Genomic DNA, 23,585 nt, shown 5'->3' with positions numbered 1-23,585 from the left:
CATGTCTGTTGTTAAAGACCAACCTGCTCACGCTGGTCATACGATCCGCTTGAAAATTAAGGGAGCAGAAGTAGGACGTGCGCAAAGTATTAGCGGTCGTAGAAGTTTTGGTACAGAAAACCAATATGAAATTGGATCTATCATGCCGCAAGAATCTGTTGCTTTACGTGTTGAAGGCACTGTGACATTGGAGAAGTACCGTATTCGTAAAAAGTCTTTAGCAGAACTTGGATTATCAAGCTATGGAATCGGTATTTTAAATATGGATGTTTTTGATATCGAAGTGACTGATAAATATACAAACGATATTGTTATCGTATATCGCAGTTGTACATTGCAAGAGTCTTCTGAAACATTCACCGCTGGTGCAATGAGCGGTGAAAACGCAACATGGACTTATTTATCTGCTGACTATGGTAAACCGGAATCAGCATAATATGATGCCCTCACATAGAGGGCTAATCTACTTTAAGGAGCAACTGATATGTCAGAAGTAACTGAAGAACAAAAGAAACAAGCTCAACAAGCTGCAGAACTTGCATTGAAAGCTAGAGCAGGCGGCGAATTAAAAGAAGGTGAGATTTTAGACTACGAATCTCTCGAAGGCAACAAATATGAAGGTGTATTGGTATTCAAAAAGCCAACGATCGGCGATACGATGCGTATGGGTGCTCTTAAATCAGAGATTTTACGTACTGCTGGCATACAAGATACTCGTTTTGTAGATGATGATATTATGCTTACTGCACAAGCTCTTGCTGAACTAGAAGTAGTATTGCACAAACGTCCTGAATGTTTGCTGAATTTAAAAGCTATTGAAGATCATGATTTATTGTTACACGTATACGGACTCTATCGGAACTGGTTAGGTAATTTCCGTAAAGACTTTCGCAAATCACTTCCAGGAGATAGTACAGTCTCCGACGGAGCGGAAGCTTTGGATACTCCGTAAGTATGTATACGGTGGGTTACCACCTACTGATCCACGCATCTTAGCTATGACAGACGAACAAGTTGAATTAGAATTCGCACATATGGAGTTTGATCGTAAAGCAAATAATCCTAAACAAGAAGAGTTCAAAGATGATGAGTTCGATGATTGGGAGAAAGAAGTGGAAGAAACGGATAGCAAGCTATCTTACGATTATGGTCCTACAAAGCCTGTGGAACGTTCATCTGAAGAAGATGACTGGGAAGATGTCGAATAAAGGAAGGAGGATGACAAGTGGCTAAAGAACAGACAATTCGAGTCTCTGCTAAAGGAGAATTTGGACAGCTTTCACGTGGATTGAAACAGTTGCAGCAGGATCTTAAAGGTGTCAGCGGTGTTGTAGATAAAGGTGCTAATCGTGGCGGATTCTTTGACGACAAGCAATTGCGTGCTTTAGAAATCTATAAACGTAGATTCTCTGAAACGATGCAAGAACTTGACGGAGAATTTCGCAAGCAAAATGATCTTGTTGAATCTCTATATACAAAAATGCAAACGGCTCAACGATCGGAACGTTCTGAAATTCAAAAAACGATTCGTGAACGTGAGAAGAACTTGGATGTTATTCGTAAAGAACTCATAGCAGCCGAACGCTTGTATAACACACGTACTAAAGAATCCGGCGGTTTCAAAAGTTCTGGTAGTGGTGGCTCGGGTGGGTTAAATGCAGATGGTATCAATAATCAATTAAACAATGGTATTATCGGCAAATTCATGAAGAGTACTGCTGGTAGAGCAATGACTATGGGCAAAATGGGCCTCGGTCTAGCTGGTATTGGCGGGATAGGTGCTGTTGTATCGCAATCATACGGGTTGGCTTACGATCGACAAGTTAATTCTCTTGATCTAGCACAACGTATGCGCGGTCAAAAGGGCTGGGCTGGCGATGGTAAAGATATGTGGGACAAATCGGGAGATGTTGGACGTAGCGACCGTATGGGTTACAGTTCAGCAGAGTCTTGGGGATTCCTTGATCAATATACACGTCTGGCTGGCAACATCAATACAGATCAACAAAAAGGTCTAATGAAATTCGGACGTTCTTACGGATTAACTACAGATGAAGTAGCAGGGGCAACCGGTACTAACAGAGCATCTGGCGGAATGTCCACACCTAAGGCATTTGCTGATGCGATTGCTGGCAGTGTATCAGAATCTGGGATGACTCCACGTATTCTAGAAGTCATGGAGACCAATAATACACTTTTACAGCAGATGAATACTACGTTAAAGGATGGTAGTACTCAGCAGATTCTTGCTTATCAAACTACCTTAGACAAGATTGGTAACGAGAACGGCATGAAGCAGTTAACCGGTGCGTCTGGTGGAAGTATGATTAGCGGTTTAGGTGGTATCTTCTCTCCTGATAACGACAATTGGAAGTGGATGGGCGTTCGTGCATTACAGGGATACAAGCCAGAAAAGTATGGCAAAATGGATCTATTTGATCTAGAAGAGTCCTATGAAGATGGATTGATGAATGAAGATAACATTCCAGCCATGGCGAAGTACGTTAAGGGTGTTAGTGGTGGTAACGATAAGCTGACTAAACGTATTATGCAACGTTGGTTAACCGACGGTGGCTTTGCCGCAACTAAACGCCAAGCTTCTGAATTCTACGATGCGACCGACGGACTCACCGCTTTTAATCCTGAGCAGATCGAATCTATGAAAAATGGATCTATTGATTCTGGCGCTAAATATGATACAGAACGTGCAGATCAAACAGGTCAAGGTTTTTTAGATATTGATGCTAAGTATAAAGAAAGCTTAACTGATCTAGGTAATCAGTTTGTTGAGATTGTTAATGAGCTGAAAGAAGGAGCAGGTGGTTTTGTAGGAACGCTTGTTCAAGGCTTTGATGCTGTAAGTGAAACAGTTAAAACTTTAGAAGAAGGCTTAGGCCAATTTGTTGAAGATACTCTTATAAAACTAGGAGTTAGTGAAGAAACGAGTAGCAATGTAGGTGAGACTGTTAGCAATATCACTGGATATGTAGCTGAAAATCCAGTAGAAGCAGGAGCAATTGGAGCAGGCGCATATGCTGGTTTTAATATTCTCAAGAAAGTGAAAAATTGGTTTAATCCTGCTTCTAAAGCTGTAACCACTGCTGAAGCTGTTGGGGGAGGTGCGGCTACTGCAGGTGGCGGATTTCTCACTAAATTACTAAGTAACAAGTTTATTGGCCCACTAGCATCGGTTGGTACTGCTGATATGGCAATGGAAGCTGGAGACGGGGTTGGAGATTGGTTTTTTGGTCACGACAAAGGACAACTTAAAACGCCCGGGCTATTCGATAATCCTTTTAGTAAAGAAGCTTATGGAGATGACCGTCAAGGTGCATTGTCCAAAGGATGGGATTGGCTTTGGGGCAATAGTGGTGGTATAGGCGATTCAGATATTGGACGAATGCCCGGTGAAGTTACTGAAAATGTAGAAGACATGTCTACGAGTGGTCAAAAGAACTTTAAAAGTATGGATCGCTCGACTACTGATATGGCGAAAGATGCAAATGATAAATACAAATCTATGGAATACAATTCTAAAGATTTAACGACTAAGGGAACTTGGTTCTTCCGCCAAATGCTTTATACGGTGCAGAATAAAATGAGTGACATTTATTCTGAACATCAAGGTATTAAAGAAATGATCGCTGATTTATTAGGTGGTGGCACTACCTTAACTGGTCTACCTAAAAGTTTAGAAGATGGGTATAGTATTACTTCGAAAATTACGGATATGACCGGGATTAGCGCGTCTGATTTAGATAAAAAATTGAGCGGTGTTTTGAAAGGAAAAGGTGCTCAATTTGTAAAATCTGGTTTAGCTAATGGAATTGATCCCGCTGCCTTAGCTGCTATTGCTATACAAGAAAGTGGAAATGGTACATCCCCACTGGCTGTAAACAAAAACAATATTGGTGGTATGAGAGACGGAAAAAATGGTTGGCAGAAATTTGATTCGATTGAAGATGGTATTGAAGCAATGGCACGTAATTTGAAAAAAAATTATGTTGACCAAGGCGTGGATACTATTGAAGCAGTCCAACATAAATATGCACCTATTGGTGCGAAAAACGACCCTGATAATATGAATAACGATTGGTCTAAAGGTGTTGTTTCCATTGCCAATGGTTTGATCGGTGGAATGTCTACTGGATCAGGGGACGGTTTCTTTAATGGTTGGCAGGACCGTATTACAAGTAAATTTGGAGCTAATGAATCTATAAGAACACATACTCACGCTGGATTAGATATTAAAGGATCACAAGGTGATAAAGTAGGTGCATTAACTGGAGGAGAAGTATCATTCATCAAAATGGATGATGGAAGCAAGCTTGATCCAGATGGAAAAGCTAATACAGAATCTGGTGGTACTCAGGTAGGCGTTAAGATGAAAGATGGTAAAACCTATTTTTATGCACATCTTTCTAAGGTGAATTCTGATTTAAAAGTTGGTCAAACTGTTGGTAGTGGAGATTGGATCGGCAATGTAGGTGGAGCACCTGGAGTAGCAGGTAGTGGAAGTAGTACTACAGGTAGTCATCTTCACCTTGGTTATTTGAATAGTGCTGGAGAAAGAATGGATCCAGAGCAATTATTACGTTCTTTAGGTACAGGTGGAGGATTCGGTGATAGTGATCTTGGAATTGCTGCTAAAGGGTCTGCTAATCAAAGTGTTACAAAGTCAGAGATTACAGTCAATCTAAACATCACTGGTGAAGGCGCGAAAACATTAAATAAAGTAACAGGAAGCCACCTAGAAAAGCTTGTCAAAAAGATTGTAGCAGAATCTGAAAAACAAAAATTACGTATGTCTCCAACAAAGGTAGGTTATTCATGATAGAACGTTACGATTGGGCACCTGTCGGTGGAGTTGAAGGTACACGCTATATTCCAATTGTAAGAGTAAGTTTCCATACTGAAAAAACTTGTTATCAACTTAAAGGTACGGTAAGTGATGAAGATGATCCCACCAATCAAGTTCTATCTGTTTCTACACAAAAAACTCTAGATGCACCTGCTGGTACTCTTAGCATGACATTAGCAGGTGGGAAATGGTTTAGTTCACAGCTAATCAAATCCAATGACCTTGTAGTTATACAAATGGGTTATAAGACGATTAAAGGTGAATCCTTATCAAGTGTCATGGTAGGGTTAGTTGATCGAGTACGGCGAACAAGAGACGTTGATGGTGGTATGGCTACATCTATCACCGGTAGAGATTTTGGAAAAGTACTCATCAAGTCTAATTTGAAGTTTTATCCGCAGATTGGTAACAATAAATCAGCAGATTCAGAAAAATTCTTTTTGACCAATGAAGGCTGGCTCACTTTAATGAGCTATTTTACAAACGAGAATATTATGAAGGGTACACCTGCTGTTATTTTAGATAATATTATGCGCTTCATTCTGCCTAAATTAAATAGCGTAAATTGGACAGTTTGGGATGAGAAGAAGACCAAACCTGTTGCTAAAAAAGTCGATGTAACTAATATCTTGAGATACAATTTTGCTAAAGTGGATATGTTCCTGCCAATGATTTTTACGGCAGATCAGTACGAAGGATCGTTATGGAATCTGATGGAGAGAGCAGCTATCAAACCATTTACTGAACTCTTTGTAGATGTTCGCGATCCAGACGAAGCATGGAATAATAAAAGCAATCCACAGGTTATTAACGAAACTATCGAGGAAGCTTCCGATTCGTCAAAATCTAGATTTCCAAAGGGAAAAGGATATTATCCATATCCAAGATTTCCTTTTGGCAAAGATAACGGTGTCGTGTCTGTGTTTTTGCGAAATACACCATTTGATAAATCATCATGGAATGAGTTACTCACACATGAAGTGACAGCATCTGATGTGATTGATGAAGATTTATCATTTTCAGACGATGAACATTATAATTTATTTTGGGCAGGGACAACAATCAATCCAATCGGATTTGATCTTAAAAGTGTGGTACCTCCACTAATGAACGAGAAAAACGTATCTCGTTATGGATTATCACCTCTTGAAGTTCAGATAGAAGGATTATCTATTGATGAAAGCGACGAGACTGGTACAACTTTATTAGAAGGTATGAGCAAAACGTATACAGCTAAATTAAAATCTTGGTTCGAGAATAATCATTTATTTCTCAATGGAACTATGACAGTAAGAGGTAAAGGCAATTATCGAATTGGCCAACGCCTACAGGCTAGTGGGATCATGAAAGAATTTTATATCGAATCAGTTACGCAATCTTTTAATGTGTTTGAAGGCTGGACTACAACATTGTCACTTACACGCGGTAAAGATTATAAGAAGACGACGGCGCCTGCTGCTAATAAAACTGCAACAAAATTGTCTGCTTCTAAAAATAAAAGTACAGCACAGAAGACGAATGCAGAAGTTAAAGCAGATTACTATACAATCAAGCTTGGGGATAGCCTATATAGTATTGCTGTTAAAGTATACGGCAAAGGCGATGATTGGACGAAGATTTGGAATGCTAATAAAGAAATGTTAATTAGGCGAGATGCACGTAATACATCTCAGTTAGGTAAATACATTTATCCTGGGCAAGTATTAAAGATACCGGGAGGTTAAACATGAAGGATCAAAGCGCTCTAGGTGGCAGAACTGTTAATCGTCAACCGCCCTTTAACTCTGCACGGTTAGCTAAAGTAACTAGCACCAAAGACTATTCCAAGTTTAGCAGGATCGAAGTCATATTCTTAGACTATAGCCAACCGGTACCTGTTTGGGTGATGAATGATATTGATCGTGAGCCAGTAGTGGGTGATAGTGTATTAATTGGCTATATCGATAATCGGAAAGATTCACCGTATTTAATCGGTTTCCAGAAGAATAGCAGCTACTCTACTAACTTCATATCTGTTCAACAAGACAAAATTAAACTGCAGTTACCTGTATATGATGTTGGCATTAAAGATGGTCTTGCGCACAAAGATGTACAAAGTAATCTGCTGGATGATTCAAATCAATTAAAAAGAGCATATATTGAACTTGATCCCGATCATGCTTTAGTTAGTTTTCCGACAGACAGAGTAGGTAAGCCTGCTACATTCACAATAGATAAAAATAAAGTAGAAGCTAGCTACCCGGTAGGGGATGAGCTGGCTTATATTCGTATGAATGCAGAAGGTTTTGAATTCTTCCATCCTACGGGATCAGCTACATTCAAATTGCCTAAGGGAGATATTAAGAAAGGATGATAACATGGCGTTAGTTAACCAGAGAACAAGCGATTTGAAAAAGTTCTATAGGATGACATTTGAAATGAGAAAGACACAACCAAATGGTAATTCTGGCGCTTTAGTTCTTCATACTTTGTTAGTCAATCCTTCTGATTTTAATCAAGATGAACAAGCACGGGGAAACATTATCCAAACGCTCGGTGGTGCTTATGTACAGGACTTTGGATTAGGGCTACCAACCGTTACAATCTCAGGTACGACTGGTTACAGCATTCGAAGTAGTGCAGAACATAAAAAAATGGATGGTTTTGAGGAACTGACTGCTTTTCGTTCAAGAATCTATCGTAAATTTTTACAAGCGAATGATCCCCAACACTCTTTGTATTGGTACAACTGGGAAGATGATGAGTACTATGAGATCCAGCCACAAGATTTTAGGGTCCAACGTAGTAAGTCAGAACCTACCTTGTATCGTTATGAATTTCGATTTACCTGTTTGCGTCGATTAACTAAAACGCGCAAAGAAGCAGCTGAAGATTATTTGAAGCGTAATCCAAGTACAAAAAAAATTGCTGATAAACTAGCCAACAACATATCGAATATAGGCGAGTTTCTGAATAAAGTAACAGGAGGGTGATAATGTGGAAGAAACGTATTATCTACCAAAAGAATCTCCTACATTCGTTAATTTTCCTATTCTACGTGATGAGAAAACGAATATCGAATCGATCACTGCATATGCTTTACGTGCAAACAGTGCTTTGTCGGATTATAACGAAGCATTATTTGATCGAGTAGATATCAATACGGATGAGCTAGAACAGTATATTATGCTTTGCCGGCAAACCTGTAATAGCTTAGGTACAGCAGATAATATTCCATTTGATATATTGTTGGAATTAAGAAGTGTACTCACTTCTTTGTATCAACTTCGGCAATTATATAATGACTTAGGATCAGTCGTTATAGGAACACCTAGTGAAGTAGAGGATGAAGGCATATGATAGAACACGTATTAAATGATGCCGATACGATACAAGGTCTAGCAGTTTTGTACAATGTGAAGTGGCAAGATATAGCAGATTATAATCAATTGGAATATCCGTATACGATGACTAGTAGACAAGCTTATTATGAGTTATTTGCAGGCGGCTATATCAAGATTAGTAGAGATCAAGTTCAACAGGCTTTAACTATTTATGCAGGCTCTCAATTCGTTACAGAGCAGGATGCACAAGGTATTCAAAAACAATATGAGTTAACAGAAGACGCAACCCTTGCTGCTGGATTAGCAGAGGGTTATTTTTATGTCCGCTGTACGACTGCTGGAAGTTTTGGAAATGCCATCGCTGGTAGCATCATTGGGATTGGATCAATTCAATCGAATATCTCCTATGGACAATTGACAATTACAAATCCTGATCCCTTTAGTAATGGGAAAGATGCCAAAGTCAGACTAACTGGGCAAGTGATCTATATTGATGATAGTGATCAGATAACGCAACAACCTTCGGTTAGCTATATTCAAGAACTTGCAGGAACGGATTTATTGTTTACGCCTGATGGCGATTTGATAGATGACGGATCGGGAGATTGGGATTCAGTATCAGGTTCAGAAAATATTCAACAATCTGCAAATAATCGGCTGGTTACGCGTAGAGGCAGTTTAACCCAGCATCCGACTTATGGTAGTCGACTACATGAACTTATCGGTATTGCTCAAGCACCTTATGTTAAAAAATTAATTGAACTAGATGTGATCGAGACGCTTTTAGATGATGAAAGAATTGAAAGTGTTGTTGTTAACTTTATCGAGGTTACTCAGACATCTATATATGTAGATATCACGATTACAGCGGCAGGAACTGAATCTCAACTTCAAACTACAGTAGCCGCATAGAAAGGAGGAGTATAGGTGGCATTTGAACGTAAGTCTATGGAAGAACTCGTACAAGATATGGTAGATTGGTCGCGCGGTGTATCACCAAAAATTACTGATTTTAGAATCGGATCACGCGCACGAACATTAATCGAAGCCACTGCTAAAGAACTTGAAGAGTATTATGATCGAGTATATCGCAGTATTCGTAAATTAATCGCTGAGAATATCTACACTGTTATGGGGTTTTCCAAATTACCTGCTATATATGCTATTGGCCAAGTTGTTTTTAGTCGATCCACCATAGCAGATGATAATTACTTGATACCTGCTGGCACACTTGTAAAGACAAGAGCAACGGCAACGCTAGCACCTATAAATTTTAGAACGACAACAGACGCAATTATTGCTGTAGGTACGAAGTTGGCAACAGTATCCGTTATCAGTACTACTCCTGGCATTGATGGGAATATCGAAGCTGGTAGTATAGCAGATTTTGTTTCCAAGCCTGCAGGTGTCGATTCAGTAACCAATACATTATCATTCAGTACTGGTAAAGAAGAAGAAACATTAGATGAACAAAAAAACAGATTTCAAAAATTTGTATCGTCACTCAGTAGAGGTACACTACCAGCTGTAGAGTACGGAGCTACTACGACTCAGATTTTAGATGCTGAAGGCAATATTATCGAACGTGTCGTTGATGCACGCGCTTTCGAAGATTTAATCAATCGTAAAGGCGAAGTGGATTGTTATATCTGGAATGGAGTAGGGGAAGCATCATCTAATCTGATTACAGCAACGCAGAGGAATCTTACTGGTTACTACGAAAAGGGAAAACCTGTCTATGGATACAAGCCTGCAGGTATTTTAGTGAATTTGTATTCTGCTTCTGTTAAAAAAGTAACGATGCGCCTGCATCTAGTATTAGAAAGCGGTGTATCCGAAGCAGATATTATCATATATGTAGAACGCGAGATTAGAGATTTCTTTTCCGCTCAGACACAAGGCCAAGAACTAGTGCAAACAGCGCTTGAGACCAGAATCAAACTGCTTTCTGGAGTCTATGATATTAAGATTGAATTATCTACAGATGCTGGATCAACATGGACCTATAATAATCTAGTCGCTGCTAAAACGGAGATTCTAGTTCCAGTATTCCCGCTCATCTATGATAGAGGACTGCTATGAACATTCTAAAAAAGCTATTAGATAATCTAGGTGATAAGTGGAACAAATTGCCGAAAGATTTTCCTTATATGCACATTAAAAAAAGCTCAGGCTTATACGATCGTGTCACTATCGATGCTGGATGTATCTATTTTCATAATTCTTTGTTTCGATCCGATTTACCACAGAAGCAAGTTATTGCTTTGAAAGGATTAGAACCGAACGAAGTATTACAACTGATTCGTAGTATGGGCTACGAGGTTGAGCTTACGGCAGATGTAGCAGATTATCTTAATGTTGGTGTACTAGCTTTAATTGAAGTCTATAATCAAGCGCTAGACGTTACCCTATCTGCATTTAGTAGTGGAACTTGGCAAAGATTATATCCGCTATATCGGGCTTTACGTCAAGCAGAAATGGATACTGATCAAGCCATCTTACAACTGAACAGGGACATGGCAAAAGGAGACTGGCTGGATTACTGGGCTAGTTTTTTTTCGTTACAGCGTAATCCGGGAGAAAACGACAATAATTTCATTCGACGATTCACTATGTGGATCTTTAATCCCAAGACAAACAATATTGCTTTGAAGGAGCTACTATCTTATCGATTGCAGGATACTAATATCGATGTGAGAGATAAAGCACCGGCAGAGTTTGAATTGATTGTTGATACTAAATACATCGAAGATTCTTCTGATCTACATACCATCCTCTCTGAAGCGAAAGGGGCTGGTATTCGTTATTTCTTAAATTACGTATCGCCTGGATTTGTAGAGGACTATAAATCCTACGTAGCAGGCGCACAAGGCAAGCCTTTTGCAGAAATGGATGTACTCAACGCTAATGTAAAAGCTTTATTCTCAGAAACTTTTCCTAATCCCAAAGAAACGTTCTCTACTTCAATTGGACTGACAGAAAGCTATACATTGCCAGCTTCTACTTATGATGATGCGTTCAAGCTTGGTATGAGTGTATTAGGTACAGGTAAATTAGGTAATCGTTATACAGCATCACAGGATGTCGTAAAAGTAACGCTCACTAAGAATGGTCAAATTGTATCTGAAAAAACTTATTAAGGAGCACAATTATGAAATTAGAAGATATATTTCCTTTTCCTTCAGGATTTTTGAGTATCTATTTGCACAAAGGCCCTCTAAAAAATGATCAGATCGTTCAGGAGTTTCATACCAAAAACCTGATCGTGGCTAATGCTTCCAAATTCATGGCCAAGCGTATGCGGCCAGGAACAAGTTGGGGTGCAGGCATTACACATTTAGAAGTCGGTACCGGTGTAGGTGATGGAACACTGCAGAATCCACAAGCACCGAGTTCATTACAAACGGTATTACGGACTGCTTTAGCACGTAAACCAATTACTTCATGGACTTATTTAGATACGAACGGGCAAGCGACCAGTACTGAAACTAATATTCTTCAGCTGACCACTACGTTTCTGGAAAATGAAGCAAATGGATCATTAGTGGAGATGGGTATGTTCGGCGGCGATGCAACCAACACACTCGGATCGGGGCAGATTTTCAATTACAAAACTGTACCCGTTATTAATAAAACAAATGAATATCAACTCACATTTACTTGGAAAATAACGTTTTAGAAAGGAGCGAACACATTGGTATATACACCTAAAACAAACTGGGTAGATGGTGAAGTACTTAAAGCAGAAGACTTGAATCGGGTTGAGCAAGGTGTAGGTGATATATTCACTAGATTAGATACTAGTAAGAATACCTCAGTCACTTTAGATTCTGGAACAAATACGGTAACTGTTTCCAAAGACTCTTTATTTAATTTGTCGGGAATTACTGGTCGTACTTTGCTGAATTTGCTTGGACGTGATGGGAACTGCGAAACACTTACTGGATGGTCATTCACTGGTGGAAGTGGTGTATTAGATACAGCAAATAAAGCTTATGGATCAAATGCAATAAAAATGACCTTATCTGCAAGTGCAGGAAATGTATATAAGTCGATCCCTGTTGTAGCTGGGAAAAAATATGTGCTTATCGCTGACCTCAAAAATGGCACGGCCAACAATCTTAAAGTGTATGTAACAGGTTTTAATGGTACAACAGTTACTTCTACATCATCTTTTCAAGGTTCATATCTATTATTTACTGCATCTTCAACTGCAAATCTAATAATGGGTATAAATGTAACCGGAGCATCTGGTCAATCAGCATATATAGATGGGGTAAGACTATACGAGTTATCTGATGTTGAATACAGTTCCGTAGGATCAATGAATGCAGCGAGTATAGCTGTTAGATATCCTTATACAGAAGGCTTATCTGGAACTAAAAATCCTTATGCGCTTCGTTGGACAGACGCTAATAAAACAGATATTGGAGCATTACTAGCTTTCAATACAGAACTTTTATCTGCTCCAAATGGTGTCGATGCAGATATGTTGATCAAAGGACTAGATGGCCATTATTATAAAAATACTTTTTGGCGCAAGTTACAGTTAGACGGTAGCCAGTCTTGGTCTTTTTCATCAGACGGCAATCGAAGTGGATATAAGAAAGTCTATATGACGATAGCAGGCGTAGCGGAGCCTGTTTATTCTACCAAATATACTAGTGATATTATTTCAAGAGCTACTGGTGACGTGAGTGACTACGGGGCTAATAAAATTTACGTTAATATCACTAACGGAGTCGTTGAATATTCTATTGCTACAGCCGACAGTGGATGGGGAGACAGTTACACACCGACAGTTAATGAAATCAAAGCATACTTCTATGGATGGAAAATGTATGATACCTCTACAAGTACTGATGGTTCAAGTATTTATAATCGAACAGACGGTACAAATAAGGCTTGGGCGCGCCGCACAAATGGAGTTAATTCAGATAATGGTTATGCAGAAGGGACGTTAATAGTTCCAACTGTAAAAGCAGCAGAATTTAAACCTTATGAGTTGATGTACAAGCGTACAACATTGATTACAGAACCTATTTCAAGTGAAGGGAAATTAGATCTAGTACAAGGTGGAAATGTTATCGAGATTGGTAGCGGATTGGTTTTGCGTGAATCAGCCACTCCACAGCCAGTAGGAGAATATTATTGGATGAATGGAACCACTAATCCACCATCTGCACTAGCTAATAGAGTACAAAAATTTATTCAAATTTATAAAAATAATCGTCCTGATCGTTGGGCCATTGTTGGTACTGGTGAGTTCTCTGGACAAATAGGTTTGCAACAAGCACAAATTCCAATTACCGAGTATGATCCTAATTCTGCATATTCAGCTACCTATGTAGTAATAACAAAATACCCAGTAGTCAGTTTTGTAGGGAATTTCCCAACGAGCGAACTTGCAATATTAAATAATTTATCTAATGAAATACAACAAATTATACGCCGCATATCTGTTACAGAGAATAAGAAATCAGATAAAGATTCAACTAGTATTATTGTTCCTACTTTATTCAGTGGCTGGATAGCTGTTGGGTCATTTATAAATGGATTTAAAAAGGTTGCTGGTACAAATTTTGTTCATTTTTCCTTTGGGGTAAGTGGAGGAGTAGGAATAATTTCAACAGTACTCACAAGATTTCCAGCTGGGTACAGACCAAGCAAAGCAGTAGGTTTTTCAGTTACAAGCCGTAATGCAGATAGCAGTATTATAAACACTAGCGGAGCAGAGATTAGAAGTAATGGCGAACTAGTTTTTGCAACTGGTTCTGTTCAAAGTGGGTTTTTACAAATATCAGGTATGTTTGAAGCAGAGCAATAAAGGGGGATAGCGTATGAAGATTGCAGTACTTGTTGATCAAGAAGGTAATTATATTGAAGATATTTTAGTAGAAGATTCTTTTATTAATTTGAAAAAAAGAAAATTCAAGAACTATAATTTCTGAGAGTGTACCTGCTGGGTTGTACAAACCATATTGGGATTTTAATTCTGGAAAATGGTTAGAAGGCATGTCTGAACAAGATATAGATGAATTAAATAATCAACCTATACCGATTAGTTCCGATCAAAGAATCAAAGAGTTGGAGCAACAAAACTTATCACTGATGGATGCTACTGCTTCGATGTTTGAGCAGTTAATTAGTGTTCAAGCGCAGATAGATAAGCTGATGAAGCCATGATTTTCTTACTATGGCTCATGCTTAAATGGAAGGGAGGTGAAGAACATATGGCATCTATGGTCATTGTATATATAACGCTGATTATCGCCGGTCGCCGTACTTATGAAAGTGTACCGGGTATTTTAAAAGACGCAGTTAAAATAGATATGGAGTCAATGGGCTTGGGCACTGACGGTAAACCATTAACTGTAGAATAGAAGTTACATTTACTTGAGGAAGTGAGTTATGCAGGTTAAATATGGACAGACGTTACGACAAGCAATATCAGCTGCCGCTTCTAGCGATTGTATTGTGGACCTGAATGGAACGAATGTATGGATTGCAGAACGTGTAGATATTCCTGCAGGTGTTCGTATTATTAACGGGGCAATCAAGTTTTCAGGAGTAGCTTCACTCATTTTAACAGAAGATTCTTCTGCTCTAGAAGATATATATGTATACAGTCAAGGATATAGTAGTAACGATCCTATCATTGAATTAGTAAATACTCGTAATGCCAGTCTAAAACGTGTCAAAGTGGATGGATTTAATAACAGAAAATCCGTAGTGTGTAGAACAAAAGCGTATGACACTGTTATTGATGATTTAGATATTTTGGGCGACTTAGGTTGGGGATTGCTATTCAATGATTCCGTTCAAGAACAAGGCGCAGATTATCGAATTTTTGATACTAAAAATTATCATGATGAACCACTTGGATCGGGACTGACTATTAGTAATTATAAGTTTGGGAATATGAATTCAAAACGAGCCGGTGATGGATTAGAGATCAATTGCCCGGATCACGGCTTTAGCAACATTACGATCAATGGTGTAGAGATCAGAAAGACGAATGCGACTACAGCGAATGGCATTGGAGTAGGTATAGCTAATTGTACTGGTGTAAGAGCCAAGAATGTTACTGTGCGTAATGCAGCATTATCGGGTATTCACTTTGAAAAAGGTGGCGATCATATTGTTGAAGATTTCTATATCGAAAATGCTAAACGAGCGATCAGCATTGGACATACTGATGGGACTACGTTCCGAAAAGGTGAATGTGTCAATTCAGGAAAGTGGTTAACAGCATACAATACACTTCCTACTAAACCAGCAGCGGCAAATTGTGTTTTAGAAGATGTGACATTTCGCATTTGCACCGAAAATGGAATCATGATTGCCAACGCTGAAAAATTCATCTTGCGACGAGTGAAATTGGAAGGTTATTGTGGTAGTGAGTCAGGTTCATTGATTAAGTTATATCAGGAACATCCTGAACTATCTGGAGTAACCAACTCATTGATCGAAGATTTACAGATATCCTCTGTAGATGGAACAACAAAGCCAGATACCTTGATTAATGTGGAAAACAGCCCGGGTAATAAAATCAAAAATATATTTGTTGAAGGATACGATCGTACAATCAAAGTGGACGGGAATATCATTCAAGTATAAGCCCTCAGCACATAGGAGGGCTTTTTATTATGTCTAGAGGTGAGCAGCATGCTCTAATGATTATAAACACACATATGAACTTATTCAGAATTGAGGGCAGGCGATGGAACAAACCATCATCAATGGATTAGCTACACAAGGACCTTATGCTATCATGCTTATGGCAGTAGTAGCATTTTTCTGGAAATACATTCAGAAAAAAGAGGACGATAACAAAGCACAATATCAAAAACAGATTGAAGATAATAAAGAAGAGCATAAAGCTCAACAAGAATTTTTAATAGAAGAACTTGGTCGTCGAGACAAAGATATGACTGCCGAGATGGATAAGCGAGATGCAGAGTCACAACAACGTGAAGAACGTCTGTATACAATCATTGAGCGTCAGAATGAAGTGATTGTTGTTGAGTTACAAGAGATTAAGTTGGCGATCGAACGGAGGAATGCTTCATATGAAAGTTCAGGGTAAACTCAGGTGGGTGATCAATATCTTACTTGTCATTTGGTTGCTCACTTGTTTTGTGAAATGGCTAGATTGGGCAGATGTACAAGATACTTATGTACATACCAAAGTGGAATATACCAAAGTACTTCTAAGTGGAAAATCTGATCAAGTGTTACAGGAGAATCAAGCTTACTTGGATCAACGATCAGTTAACAAGTTCAATCAATTTAAAATGTCTGTAGTTTGGGGCTGTCTATCAATATTTCTATTGATGGCAGCTTATTTTATTTACACACTATCTGTAAAACTTCGTAAAGATAGTGTGCTTAAACGAGTAGAAGTTAACTTTGTGCAAGAAGAACCAACAGAAGTATTTAATCAGGAACAAATAGACCTATCTACAAAGGAGAATTAATCATGCAAAATCGAAGATCAGGAAACGCTCAAGGTATCGATGTATCGCATCATCAAGGAAATATCAACTGGAGTAATGTAGCTAAAAGTGGTATTTCATTCGCATTCATCAAAGCTACTCAAAATCGTATCGATACCAAATTTATTGAAAATGCACTCAAAGCGCGAGCAGCTGGATTATTGATCGGTGCTTATCATTATTTAGACGAATCCGTCACTACGGTAGTAGGTGCCAAAAGCGCAGCGAACAAATTCTTTACAGCTATCCAAGCTGCTGGTGGCATCGATTTACCTCCTGTACTTGATTACGAGTCTAAAGCTTCTGGAATCAGTGCTTCACAAGCAACTGTGATTGCCAAAGCTTTTCTTGAAGAAATCCAAAGACTTACAGGCATGACACCGATCCTGTACACGTATCCAAGCTTCATTGGCAACTTCACAGGACTGAGCAAATATCCGCTTTGGATTGCACGTTATAGCGCAACTAGAGTTCCTGAATCGGCTCAAGGATGGATAGAATGGGATTTTTGGCAATACAGCGACGGAACAGATGGAGGAACCTTACCAAATGGTACTAGAAAGGTACAAGGAATTGCAGGTCCTGTAGATCTGAACGAATTCAATGGTACTGAAGCACAACTTCGCGCTAAGTATGGTAAGCAACCGGTGAAGGAAAATAAGATAGTGCAGACTAATGTCACTTATATCTACGGTAAAGAAAAAGCACAAGGCAAAGGCGTCTTAATCAACAATATTAACTATGTACCTATACGCGAATTGGAAAAGCTGTTTGGCTTCCAAGTTAAATTTGATGCTATTACAAAAGTAGCAACGATTAATGGTAAACCAATCATGGATGGTCAACTGATCGGAAGTATCACTTATGTACAAGCCAAGGTGTTAGTGAAAGCATTTAATGGCGAACTTGATTGGAACAATGATACTAAAACACTGACTATCCAAAAATAACAACTTGCCCAATGTACTGAATCTATTTTTTTAAATATCCTTATGAGGTGATGAAATGAATTGGAATCCTATACTAACTAACATTTATGCTGCATTACTTTTTATCCTGGCACTAGCTGTGATCTATGGAATTTTCTATGGATTGAACTACCTACGTACTAAAAGCAAGAATCAAAAGGTCACTTGGTTAGCAGAGCAAGCCTATGTGGTAGCAGAAAAGTGGGGCAAGTATTATCTGTCGGGTGAAGATGATGCTGGGGCTAGAAAAGCGCAAAAGGCCTATGAAGTGATGAGTTCACTTTTGAAATTAGCTAAGATCAGTCTAACTTCGGATCAGATTAAGTATCTGATTGAATTAGCTTGGCATAAGCTAGAAGGCATACCGAAAGTGCAAGGCAGTACAGCAGTAATTAATACAGAAATTGCAGCACCACAAGAGGCTCTAGAAGAGGCAGCTGAGAAAGTTATTTCAAAAGTCTTTGAACGATAAGAAAGGAAGGTCATATGAACTTAAATGTTGAAGATATGCTGACTTTATTTTTTGCTCTGTTAGCGATCACTTGCTTTATAACATATATTAGAAGAAATTTTACATCAACTACTAATAAGTTTGAACGTGCGGTACTCTTAATAGTTGTGACATTCACACTGATTCTAATGACTAATAGTTTTGGACGTATATTAGAAGTACTAGGTTATGGTGAAGCAGGATGGTTGCTAAGTAAAATAAGAAGAATAATCTATATTATAGCATTAGTTTTTTCTAGCCAAGCAGGAATCGTATTATGTACCATAAAAAAACATCATAAAGAACAATAGACAAGTTATTTAAATCTATCTTATAATGTATGTAAATCCGAAAGCATCGGTAAGACCCTGCTGGCATATGTCAACAGGGTCATTTTGTGTTTTTGATAGTAGCATACTATATACTTAGTACTAAATACATAATATATTAAGTGTAAAATAAATAATTGAATGGTATATTTAGTAATGAAAAAAGAAGGGTGGTTCTAATATGAGTGAAGAAAATATTCAAGAAAACATCCCGATTCAAGATGACAGTTATCTATCAATTTTGACTTCGACTGTAGTTGAAAATTACCCCAAATATGCTCAGGAAAGAATTCTGAAAACTTTAGAAAAAAACGAAGTTGTAAAGCTGAAAACTAATCGACCCAACCCCAAACAAGTGAATTTTTTAGATTTATCCTCCTTAGAAGATTCTGAAAGACAGCTTATCGTAGGTATTGAACAGGATAATAGAGTTGTCAAAAGAATTGAAAAAGAAGAGTTTTTGAAGTCTTACAAATTTTCTGCATTGTTTGCTGTTAAAAGTATTGAAAATAAGGACATTGAGGAACTGCAAAAAAAAGGCAAAATTACCGACTTTTTTGCAGGTGATGATGTTCATGATGTTCTTATTCGAAACCATAGATATCAAGAAGCAGTACCTACTAAATATGCTATAGGTAATGTTTTAATGTTTAAATTCAGTATTTTATTAAGTGGTACTAAACCTAATAGTAATGAAAGAAAAGAAGTGAAATTTCCTGTATTGGGTGTTTATTTTAATCATCTTGGAGCTCTAGAAATCAGAATGGATAGAGCAAAAACCTACTTTCAAGAAGATGAATTTTTTTATAAAAATCAAATAGATTTTGTTATAAACTGGTTTGAAACTAATCTTAATTGTGAAGTTGAAAATATTAGTCTTCCGCCTTTGATTGAATACATTAAACAAAATGCAGAAGGAGAAGTAAATATTCACTCTCAAGCAATGAATTTAGCAACTGGTGGTAAAGTTGTGTTAGATACTGGTATCAATGAAGATTATATTCTTCCTTTATTAGGTGAGTTAAAAGAGCTAATTAAAGCAAATCAAGAATTATTTGACTATTCTCCTGAAATTAAAAAACTATTAGACGGATTTATTTCTGAAACTGAAACAAACGCTGATCTTCCTTGGATTGCTTTAATTTGGAAAGGTAAAGATAACGCTAATACAACGGTGAAATTCAAACACAATTATCTGAACCAAGGTTACTCTTTTTGGCAATACTACGGACAACAATCTGATATGGAGAAGATGGACTATGTTACCGAATACATTGTCAAAAATCAAAGAGAGTTTGAGCGACTCCAATCTAATGGAGCCGGAGAAACTAGAGAGACTATTGGAGATACTATCGACAATTAAAGTCAATCAGTTTATTTATCCTGGTATGCTCATTCGCAATTTAAATTTATCTATGAATGATATTTATAAAATTTTAGAAAATATTAGAAGATTAGGCTCAATATCTGTATATTATGAAGTGTATTGTAACAGCTGTCATGAATTCACAGGAATTGGTTATGAAACTATAAATAAAATTCCTGAGTACAGTGAATGTGAACATTGTGGTAAAGAACTTAATCTCTTGAAAGATATCGTAGTGATTTATAAGGTGACTCAAGATGAATGAAAAAGGTTTCTCTATCAAAGAATATTTTGAAAATGCTTATTATGATGATGCGACTAGATTTAGAGAATTAACAAGACTCGACTCAAATGATATGATTCGTTACAATGAGTTGCTTCAAGAATTAAAAATTGTTCATGACCCAGGTTCAAAAACGAGTGAAAATTCTACTGTATATAAAGGTCAAGCTTTAGAAGAAATAGTGACTTTTCTAATTAAAAGATCTTGTATTTTTGATGTTGTTGCTAATATTAGAAGTTCTACTAATGAAATTGATCAAACATTGGAATTAAATCATATTGGAATTGATTTGAAGAAGTTTATTAAGTTGCCCGGAGATCTGTTTCTTAGTGAGTGTAAAAATTACAATAAGAAAGTTGATGTTACCTGGATAGGAAAATTTTATTCTTTGTTAGCTCATAATCATGCTAAGTTGGGAATTTTATTTTCCTACAAGGGATTTACAGGACAAGGGTGGAACGATGGAGTAGGCTTAGTCAAAAAAATTTATTTACTAAAAGAAGATATTAATGAAAAAGTTTATATTATCGATATAAACAAAAAAGATTTTGAACTTATATCGGAAGGCGAAAGCTTAATAGGAATTATCCATGCTAAAATAAAAGCTTTAAGATTGGATACAGACTTTAAAAAATTTTTACTATCTAATCATCCTGCAATGGAAAACGAAACATGAATCCAGCAGAGTTAATAGTATTGAAAGAATTAAAGACTTCTTTAGCCTTTATAGCTAATAGAGTCTTTTTTATTATTAAATTAAAGGAGTGTATCCCTATGGATAGTAGCGTTTTTAAAGTAATAAATACAGATGCAGAGTTATTTGCAGCAGCGATCAACCAGATAAGAGTATATGTAATGAAAGAATTAGAAACAGAAGTAGATGTGATTGTTGATTATGGGGGAGTGATCCAGAAGTACACCTCAGAGTATGTAAAGATTCAAGATGTTTACTATTCTAGAGATATACATAGATTTAGAATATGCATAAAATAAACTCTTGTCTAAGCAATATAAGATTTCAAATATTAGGTTTTTAAACAAATAAATATAGGTGGAATAGTTTCTTTTAGTCTATGTAATATAATCAAAGTAAATAATATGAATAAAGTTTTTTATGAATTTTTCTCATCAATTTTATACATGTGACCGTTATATATATATGAATATAATTTACATATTAAGGAGATAAAAGTAATGAATAGTAGAATGAGAGATATGAAACCTTCTGAAATAATTAACAATGGTGTTATTGAATATACTGTATCTAATACTCAAAGTCTTATAAAATTAATCGATTATTTTGCTCCGCACTCTAGTTATATATGGAGGGGTCATAGATCACTCACTTGGAAGCTTGAACCAACTTTTGCTAGAATCACATCTGGTATTAATACTAAATTTGAAAGAGAGAGATTATTAAAAAAACATTTACGAACTTTTAAATATGCTTCCAGAGGAAGAAGAGGAAAAAATCCTAATAAGTTAGATGAAGAAGAATTATGGGCACTTGCTCAGCATCACGGTTTAGCAACTCCTTTATTGGATTGGACCACTTCGCCATTTGTAGCTGCATTTTTTGCATTTGCAGAAGAGTTTGAAAAGAACAAAGAAGAAGAATACAGAGTAATATATGCTATAAATAGAAACGGTGTTAATAAGATATGTAAAGAATTAAAAAAAGATGATACATTAGATAATCAAGCAATTACAGAGAATGACACTATTAAATTTTATAGACCTTTTACTGACGATAATGACAGATTAGTAAGTCAAAGTGGACTTTTTTCTAATGGTCCTGTTTCTATTGATATAGAAACATGGATAAATAATAATATTAAATATTTAATAAACAATCCTAAAGGTAAACCTCCAAAGATCTTAGTAAAGATTAAAATATTAAATAGTATTAGAGAACAATTATTGATAATGCTGAATCGTATGAACATAAATTATTTGACATTATTTCCAGACCTAGAAGGAGCATCATTATATAGTAATATGTGTTTGAAAATACAAAAATATAATCAAGATTAATCAAATATAAAGCCAAATTCAGTTAAGCTTAAACAGGCTTATAGATGAGTATATAGAATAATAGGCAGTGAGAGAATTGATATAACTAATGTTATGTATTTAAGCATTTGAATTTTCAATCCTTTAATGAATATAATTGTAATACATCAAATAAAAAAGTGTACGTTGTACAGTACACTTTTTTATTTGCAAATCCTAGTAAAATCGGGGTTTAGACATACTGAATCAAATTTTTTTAAATAAAGATGAAATACTTTGTACGTTATGTATTACAGATTTACTATTTTGTTGTACAATTGTTTATGTAGAACTGGCAATTAAATTGCCAGCTCTGTTAGTTACTTCTTGACTCTAAAGCGCGGCAATCGCTTTGGAGTCTTTTTCAACTTATGAGCTTTCCAAACAGTAATAAGAGTAACTATTCCTATTACTAATTGAATAAGCTCATTTAAAAAAGAGAGCATGTTATCACCTCCCTTCTGAATCTATTATAAGTGTATAAGTATGTATTGATAGAGAACATATGTTTTTTAAGATAGATTTGCTGTATACAATAAATATTTCTTATAATTTTTGTTTGCAGCAACAAATTTTTGGGCAAACTGATTATTTGCTTTAAAGTATATATGTAACAGAAATACAATATATACTTCAAAGGCAAATAACTATAGGTATTTACATTGATTTATTATATATAACAAATAAAATCTACTTCATAAGGGAAAGTCTTTCTTTACGAAGTTTTAATGTTTGGTCATGTAGCTTCTCTTTTTGTTTATATGCTTCTTTCACACAAAAATGTATACTAGATAACCACGAATATTTAAGCCATACTAAATTAAAGGATATTGCTAAAAAAATTAAAATAGCTAGAGTTAATCTGTAGTGCAGCTTGTAAACTATTGTTAATTGATCATTAAATGATGCTATCTGTTGTAATAAATTTTCATTATAAAGTTCATATTTAGCTTTATAAAGATCACTAGGTTCTTTTAACCATTCCGAACTATCCAATAAATCAGCCTTAGCTTTCATTTCAAGCATTATTGTTTCATGAGTCCAATCGATATTCCTCATAGATTGTTGTAGATAGAATGAGAGAGTTCCAAATAAAGTAGTTATTAAAAATATTATTACAGTGATTATTAAGCCCAATTGTTTCATGAATTCGTATTTTGCTTCAGTTCCAGAATGTATACTACTAAGATTTTCAAAACTTTCTTTTTGTATTAATTCTGTTTTTAGTAAAAGATCTTGTTTTTTTGAAATTGCTCCAAATCCTAAATTGAAATAATTTCCTACTTTATATTGTTCTCTTAAGTATTTAGTTGCTGTTGCTTCGTCATTTAATTTTTTGTTCAAAAAAATACCCTCCTTCTTAAGTAATTTATCGGAACTTGAATGTGTTTTATAAAATTTATTAGATATATTAT

General features: G+C 36.4%; 27 protein-coding genes. 26 read left to right on the top strand and 1 reads right to left on the bottom strand.

What is annotated here, in order from left to right; translation table 11 throughout:
* Nucleotide 1: 1 nt before the first annotated feature.
* The 26 genes from RCP16_RS11795 (at nucleotide 2) to RCP16_RS11670 (ending at nucleotide 22,152) form a co-directional block, all read left to right on the top strand.
* The gene (locus tag RCP16_RS11795) at nucleotides 2-436 is read left to right on the top strand and encodes a hypothetical protein (RefSeq protein ID WP_308640343.1); all 435 of its coding nucleotides are present in this window, start codon (nucleotides 2-4) and stop codon (nucleotides 434-436) included.
* A gap of 48 nt (nucleotides 437-484) precedes the next feature.
* A complete protein-coding gene (locus tag RCP16_RS11790; RefSeq protein WP_308640342.1) occupies nucleotides 485-952 on the top strand; it encodes a hypothetical protein in 468 nt (155 codons plus the stop codon).
* A 46-nt stretch (nucleotides 953-998) separates the two neighbouring features.
* A complete protein-coding gene (locus RCP16_RS11785; protein WP_308640341.1) occupies nucleotides 999-1,208 on the top strand; it encodes a hypothetical protein in 210 nt (69 codons plus the stop codon).
* Nucleotides 1,209-1,225: 17 nt separating this feature from the next.
* Entirely contained in the window at nucleotides 1,226-4,834 is a 3,609-nt protein-coding gene (locus tag RCP16_RS11780) for a peptidoglycan DD-metalloendopeptidase family protein (RefSeq protein ID WP_308640340.1), read from the top strand.
* Complete coding sequence (locus RCP16_RS11775; protein ID WP_308640339.1) at nucleotides 4,831-6,585, top strand: LysM peptidoglycan-binding domain-containing protein; 1,755 nt, start codon at nucleotides 4,831-4,833, stop codon at nucleotides 6,583-6,585. Before RCP16_RS11780 ends, RCP16_RS11775 begins: the two co-directional genes overlap by 4 nt.
* A gap of 2 nt (nucleotides 6,586-6,587) precedes the next feature.
* Nucleotides 6,588-7,214, top strand: coding sequence for a hypothetical protein (locus RCP16_RS11770; protein ID WP_308640338.1), 627 nt, complete (start codon nucleotides 6,588-6,590; stop codon nucleotides 7,212-7,214).
* On the top strand, nucleotides 7,135-7,833 hold the full coding sequence (locus tag RCP16_RS11765) for a hypothetical protein (protein ID WP_442789683.1): 699 nt from the start codon (nucleotides 7,135-7,137) through the stop codon (nucleotides 7,831-7,833). Before RCP16_RS11770 ends, RCP16_RS11765 begins: the two co-directional genes overlap by 80 nt.
* A 4-nt stretch (nucleotides 7,834-7,837) precedes the next feature.
* Nucleotides 7,838-8,200, top strand: a complete 363-nt coding sequence (locus tag RCP16_RS11760) for a hypothetical protein (RefSeq protein WP_308640336.1) — start codon at nucleotides 7,838-7,840, stop codon at nucleotides 8,198-8,200.
* Entirely contained in the window at nucleotides 8,197-9,096 is a 900-nt protein-coding gene (locus RCP16_RS11755; RefSeq protein WP_308640335.1) for a baseplate J/gp47 family protein, read from the top strand. The genes RCP16_RS11760 and RCP16_RS11755 overlap by 4 nt, the downstream gene beginning before the upstream one ends.
* A gap of 15 nt (nucleotides 9,097-9,111) precedes the next feature.
* Nucleotides 9,112-10,266, top strand: a complete 1,155-nt coding sequence (locus RCP16_RS11750; RefSeq protein ID WP_308640334.1) for a baseplate J/gp47 family protein — start codon at nucleotides 9,112-9,114, stop codon at nucleotides 10,264-10,266.
* Complete coding sequence (locus tag RCP16_RS11745; RefSeq protein WP_308640333.1) at nucleotides 10,263-11,324, top strand: hypothetical protein; 1,062 nt, start codon at nucleotides 10,263-10,265, stop codon at nucleotides 11,322-11,324. The genes RCP16_RS11750 and RCP16_RS11745 overlap by 4 nt, the downstream gene beginning before the upstream one ends.
* An 11-nt stretch (nucleotides 11,325-11,335) precedes the next feature.
* On the top strand, nucleotides 11,336-11,863 hold the full coding sequence (locus RCP16_RS11740; RefSeq protein WP_308640332.1) for a hypothetical protein: 528 nt from the start codon (nucleotides 11,336-11,338) through the stop codon (nucleotides 11,861-11,863).
* Nucleotides 11,864-11,878: 15 nt separating this feature from the next.
* Nucleotides 11,879-14,011, top strand: coding sequence for a hypothetical protein (locus RCP16_RS11735; RefSeq protein WP_308640331.1), 2,133 nt, complete (start codon nucleotides 11,879-11,881; stop codon nucleotides 14,009-14,011).
* 140 nt (nucleotides 14,012-14,151) lie between these two features.
* Entirely contained in the window at nucleotides 14,152-14,370 is a 219-nt protein-coding gene (locus RCP16_RS11730) for a hypothetical protein (RefSeq protein WP_308640330.1), read from the top strand.
* Between the two features lie 17 nt (nucleotides 14,371-14,387).
* Complete coding sequence (locus tag RCP16_RS11725) at nucleotides 14,388-14,567, top strand: CD1375 family protein (protein ID WP_308640329.1); 180 nt, start codon at nucleotides 14,388-14,390, stop codon at nucleotides 14,565-14,567.
* Between the two features lie 28 nt (nucleotides 14,568-14,595).
* The gene (locus RCP16_RS11720) at nucleotides 14,596-15,804 is read left to right on the top strand and encodes a right-handed parallel beta-helix repeat-containing protein (RefSeq protein ID WP_308640328.1); all 1,209 of its coding nucleotides are present in this window, start codon (nucleotides 14,596-14,598) and stop codon (nucleotides 15,802-15,804) included.
* Nucleotides 15,805-15,907: 103 nt separating this feature from the next.
* The gene (locus tag RCP16_RS11715; protein WP_308640327.1) at nucleotides 15,908-16,273 is read left to right on the top strand and encodes a hypothetical protein; all 366 of its coding nucleotides are present in this window, start codon (nucleotides 15,908-15,910) and stop codon (nucleotides 16,271-16,273) included.
* Nucleotides 16,257-16,664, top strand: coding sequence for a hypothetical protein (locus tag RCP16_RS11710; RefSeq protein WP_308640326.1), 408 nt, complete (start codon nucleotides 16,257-16,259; stop codon nucleotides 16,662-16,664). The genes RCP16_RS11715 and RCP16_RS11710 overlap by 17 nt, the downstream gene beginning before the upstream one ends.
* Before the next feature lie 2 nt (nucleotides 16,665-16,666).
* Nucleotides 16,667-17,632 (top strand): GH25 family lysozyme, encoded by a 966-nt coding sequence (locus RCP16_RS11705; RefSeq protein WP_308640325.1) that lies wholly within the window; start codon nucleotides 16,667-16,669, stop codon nucleotides 17,630-17,632.
* A 55-nt stretch (nucleotides 17,633-17,687) separates the two neighbouring features.
* Nucleotides 17,688-18,122, top strand: a complete 435-nt coding sequence (locus RCP16_RS11700) for a phage holin, LLH family (RefSeq protein WP_308640324.1) — start codon at nucleotides 17,688-17,690, stop codon at nucleotides 18,120-18,122.
* Between the two features lie 14 nt (nucleotides 18,123-18,136).
* A complete protein-coding gene (locus tag RCP16_RS11695) occupies nucleotides 18,137-18,451 on the top strand; it encodes a hypothetical protein (protein ID WP_308640323.1) in 315 nt (104 codons plus the stop codon).
* A 199-nt stretch (nucleotides 18,452-18,650) separates the two neighbouring features.
* Nucleotides 18,651-19,832, top strand: coding sequence for a hypothetical protein (locus tag RCP16_RS11690; RefSeq protein WP_308640322.1), 1,182 nt, complete (start codon nucleotides 18,651-18,653; stop codon nucleotides 19,830-19,832).
* Nucleotides 19,833-19,884: 52 nt separating this feature from the next.
* Entirely contained in the window at nucleotides 19,885-20,100 is a 216-nt protein-coding gene (locus RCP16_RS11685) for a response regulator (RefSeq protein WP_308640321.1), read from the top strand.
* The gene (locus RCP16_RS11680) at nucleotides 20,093-20,794 is read left to right on the top strand and encodes a restriction endonuclease (RefSeq protein WP_308640320.1); all 702 of its coding nucleotides are present in this window, start codon (nucleotides 20,093-20,095) and stop codon (nucleotides 20,792-20,794) included. The genes RCP16_RS11685 and RCP16_RS11680 overlap by 8 nt, the downstream gene beginning before the upstream one ends.
* Nucleotides 20,791-21,111 (top strand): hypothetical protein, encoded by a 321-nt coding sequence (locus tag RCP16_RS11675; protein ID WP_308640319.1) that lies wholly within the window; start codon nucleotides 20,791-20,793, stop codon nucleotides 21,109-21,111. Before RCP16_RS11680 ends, RCP16_RS11675 begins: the two co-directional genes overlap by 4 nt.
* 201 nt (nucleotides 21,112-21,312) lie before the next feature.
* Complete coding sequence (locus RCP16_RS11670) at nucleotides 21,313-22,152, top strand: FRG domain-containing protein (protein ID WP_308640318.1); 840 nt, start codon at nucleotides 21,313-21,315, stop codon at nucleotides 22,150-22,152.
* 708 nt (nucleotides 22,153-22,860) lie between these two features.
* Here RCP16_RS11670 and RCP16_RS11665 read toward each other — a convergent pair.
* Nucleotides 22,861-23,514 (bottom strand): hypothetical protein, encoded by a 654-nt coding sequence (locus RCP16_RS11665; protein WP_308640317.1) that lies wholly within the window; start codon nucleotides 23,512-23,514, stop codon nucleotides 22,861-22,863.
* Nucleotides 23,515-23,585: the final 71 nt, after the last annotated feature.

This window comes from Paenibacillus nuruki (genome assembly GCF_963311185.1).
Taxonomy (GTDB): Bacteria; Bacillota; Bacilli; order Paenibacillales; family Paenibacillaceae; genus Saccharibacillus; species Saccharibacillus nuruki.
This window is presented reverse-complemented; position numbering and strand designations above follow the sequence as displayed.